The organism is Pseudoalteromonas sp. SR45-5, assembly GCF_014163565.1.
Lineage (GTDB): Bacteria > Pseudomonadota > Gammaproteobacteria > Enterobacterales > Alteromonadaceae > Pseudoalteromonas > Pseudoalteromonas distincta.
On record NZ_JACJDN010000433.1, the window covers coordinates 1 to 3,560 of the forward strand.

Here is a 3,560-nt window from a genome sequence, read left to right on the forward strand (position 1 = left end):
AACTGGCTAAAATAATATGCGTGTCAACAGTGTGGCACGCACCTAGGGAGATCAAACTTCTTCTGTATCTACAATTAAATCACTTGTTATTGATTCCAATGCTTCAATGACTTCATCTTTATTCATACCATTGGGTAAAGTAACGGTAGCAACAGCGCTAAAAATAGGCACCCCCCAATTAGGCGCACTTTGCTGCCTTGAATTTAAATGAGTAATGTTAGCGCCTTTGTGGCGTATTACACTCGCCAACTCTTGAACAATACCTGGGCGATCGTTACCTGTTATAACCAGATTGATTTGTTCTAATGTTGATGGTTCAATTTCTGTGTTTCCGGTTTCAATTCGAACGTCTAACTTAGGTAACTTATTTAAAGCGCTTTGTAATGATTGAAAGTGTTCCTCAGCAACTTCAAGTTGAATAATACCTGCAAAATGACCTAATAAATGGCTTAAGTTACTGCTTAGCCAGTTGCCATGATTTTGTAACACGACGGATGAGATACTCTCTACTAAACCAGGGCGATCTTGCCCTAGAATAGTTATAACCAACTGCTTCATAAATAATTCTCTTTTTAAGCCCAAAGAAAGTAAATGCATAGGCATTAAGTGTATTGTCTAATCTAAATTGTGTGTTGTTGCACTTTTATAAATCGTTGATTTTAAAATAATAAAATTGAATGTGGTTGTGTTGACTATACGCGGTATTAATAGTCATTCTTATTTAGTAAGTACTCTTTTAGTATTGACCTCGATAAATGCTTTGTCCAATTATTTTATAATTTAGTTCACTTAAAAATCATCTATATGAGACTTATTTAGCGATTTTCTTCGCTAGTTTTATTTAAAACCGTTTTAACGTGCTTATTATTACTGCTGTAACATTACTGTCATCTTGATGAAATATAATTTATAGAACGTTAAGATTTAAGGGTGTTTTGATGACTTCAAATCCGAATAAACCGACTTTTAATACGGATCGAAGCCGTCTATTTAAAGATCGGTTTGCCAAATTTGGTATAACCGCAGGTGGGATAATGGTATTGGTAGCACTGCTATTAATATTCTTTTACCTTCTTTATGTAGTACAGCCAATTTTTGAATCAGCAAAAGTAGAAAAACGCGATAGCTTTCAGGTCGCTAATTCGCAGCAAATAGCAGGCCTAGGTGTAGAAGAGCAAACTGAAGTTGCTTATTTACTCAGTCAGCAAGGTCAGGTTGATTTTTACAGTGTGCAAGATGGCAGCTTTGGTAAAAAGCTTAAAACATTAAACGCCGAGCTACCAAGTGATGCAACAAGCTTTGCAACTAGCGCGCCTTTTCAAGGGTATTATGCGTTTGGTTTAAAAGATGGCACTGTAATGGTCGTAGCACCTAAATTTTTGGTCACCTTTCCTAATAATGAGCGTAAATTAACGCCTCGTTTAGACTTTCCTCTTGGGGAAATGGCTTTGGAAGTAGATGAACAAGGCTCAGCTATTAAACGCTTTGCATTTAGCCACTATGAAGACAGAACAGCTGTTGTCGCACTTACAGAAGACAAACGGGTGCTGTTTAGCAGTTTTGTTGCTGAAGAGAATATGTTTACTGGCGAAGTTGAGTGGGTTGTTGAGCGCACAGAGCTAGATGTTGAAGGGCGTGTAGATGAGCTATTAATGTCGCCAGATACAACCCGTACTTTTGTACGTTCTGCTAATCAAGTTTACGTATACGATACACGTGACCCAAGTGATGTAGAGCAAATTCAGCTACTTTCAGCTAACGAAGAAAATGCCAATATTGTATCTGCACAATTACTAGCAGGTGCAAACTCATTAATGCTTGCCAATGATAACGGCGAAGTTTCGCAGTGGTTTGAAGTTAACACTGACACTGGCCGCGAATATGAAAAAATACGTTCATTTGAAACGACTAAGCAAAGTAAATTAAATGTATTTACAGAGTTCTACCGTCGTACTTTTTTTACGACCAGCAGTAACGGTGAGCTTGGGGTGTACTACACAACAAGCGAAGCAAAATTATGGCAAGGTAAAGTAAGTGAAGGCGCAATACAAAACTTTGCAATTTCACCGCGTTCAAATGCTGCATTAATTTTGGCGGATAACAAACTAACAGTATTAGAAATACATAACGAGCATCCAGAAGTTACTTGGTCAGCGCTTTGGCAAGAAGTATGGTACGAAGGTTACCCAGAGCCAGGTTATATATGGCAGTCAACATCAGCCAGTGATGACTTTGAATCTAAGTTTTCATTAGTGCCAATTTCGTTTGGTACATTAAAAGCAGCCCTTTACGCGATGTTATTTGCAGTGCCTATTGCGCTTTCGGCGGCAATTTACACGGCATACTTTATGTCGAGCAAATTACGTAAGGTAGTTAAGCCTACTGTTGAAATAATGGAAGCATTACCCACCGTTATTTTAGGTTTTTTAGCCGGTCTTTGGTTAGCTCCATTGATAGAAGAGCACTTACCTGCAATTGTTGGGTTACTCATATTATTACCTTTAGGTATGTTAGCGACAGGTTTAGCTTGGACTAAATTACCAACCAAAATTCGTCATCGAATTCCTGAAGGATCTCATTCAATTATCCTTATTCCGATCGTTTTACTTATTGGCTGGTTTTCGTTTGCGATGAGTGAATTTGTTGAGCTTTGGATGTTTGACGGCAATGTACGTCAGTACTTAACAAATGAGCTAGGTATGACATTCGATCAACGTAACTCGCTGGTTGTAGGCATTGCGATGGGGTTTGCAGTTATTCCAACTATATTCTCAATTGCAGAAGACGCCGTATTTAGTGTTCCAAAGCATTTATCAAATGGCTCATTAGCATTAGGTGCAACGCAGTGGCAAACACTAATACGTGTTGTATTACTTACAGCAAGCCCTGGTATTTTCTCTGCGGTAATGATGGGACTTGGCCGCGCCGTTGGCGAAACCATGATTGTACTTATGGCAACGGGTAATACACCTATTATGGATTGGAGCATCTTCCAAGGTATGCGTACGCTTGCAGCAAATATTGCAGTTGAAATGCCTGAGTCAGAAGTAGGTAGTTCGCATTACAGAATATTGTTCTTAGCGGCCTTTGTACTATTCATATTCACATTCATTTTTAACACAGTCGCTGAGTTTGTTCGCCAGCAACTGCGTGAAAAATATAGCTCAATGTAAGCGGAGAGACATGACATGGTAAAGCAGTGGTTTAAGTCTGGTTCTCCTTGGATTTGGATGACCGGTGGTGCAGTGAGCATCAGTTTAATTTCAGTTTTAGGCTTATTAGCAATGATAGCCTGGAAAGGATTAAGTTTTTTCTGGCCTTCAGAAGTTGTACAGTTTGAACTTGAAGGGTCAATTTCAAAACAAACCGTTATTGGCGAAGTTTATGACCGTGAATTAGTACCAAAAACGCGTTTAGCCGCGACAGGTATTGACGTTAGCGGATTTGAAAAAGAAGAAATAGAGCGCTTACTTATTAAAACAGGTAATCGTGAGTATGTAGATTTGGACTTTCGTTGGATATTAGAAACCGACATTAAAAATAAAACAACGCCAGCAACG

The 3,560-nt window shown here is 38.8% G+C and carries 2 protein-coding genes and 1 pseudogene; 2 read left to right on the forward strand and 1 reads right to left on the reverse strand.

Annotation, left to right across the window (positions count from 1 at the left end; genetic code table 11):
* Window positions 1-51: 51 nt before the first annotated feature.
* Window positions 52-558, reverse strand: a complete 507-nt coding sequence (locus H5072_RS14670) for a glycine cleavage system protein R (RefSeq protein ID WP_002957843.1) — start codon at window positions 556-558, stop codon at window positions 52-54.
* Window positions 559-938: 380 nt separating this feature from the next.
* On the opposite strand from H5072_RS14670, the gene H5072_RS14675 reads away from it, so the two are divergent.
* On the forward strand, window positions 939-3,173 hold the full coding sequence (locus H5072_RS14675) for an ABC transporter permease subunit (RefSeq protein WP_182693936.1): 2,235 nt from the start codon (window positions 939-941) through the stop codon (window positions 3,171-3,173).
* A 15-nt stretch (window positions 3,174-3,188) separates the two neighbouring features.
* Window positions 3,189-3,560: pseudogene (locus H5072_RS14680) on the forward strand (phosphate ABC transporter, permease protein PstA); the annotation flags it as partial.

Excerpts from the sequence above, each read along its gene's own strand:
- H5072_RS14675 (WP_182693936.1), top strand. The coding sequence starts at position 939 with ATGACTTCAAATCCGAATAAACCGACTTTTAATACGGATCGAAGCCGT.
- H5072_RS14670 (WP_002957843.1), bottom strand. The coding sequence starts at position 558 with ATGAAGCAGTTGGTTATAACTATTCTAGGGCAAGATCGCCCTGGTTTA.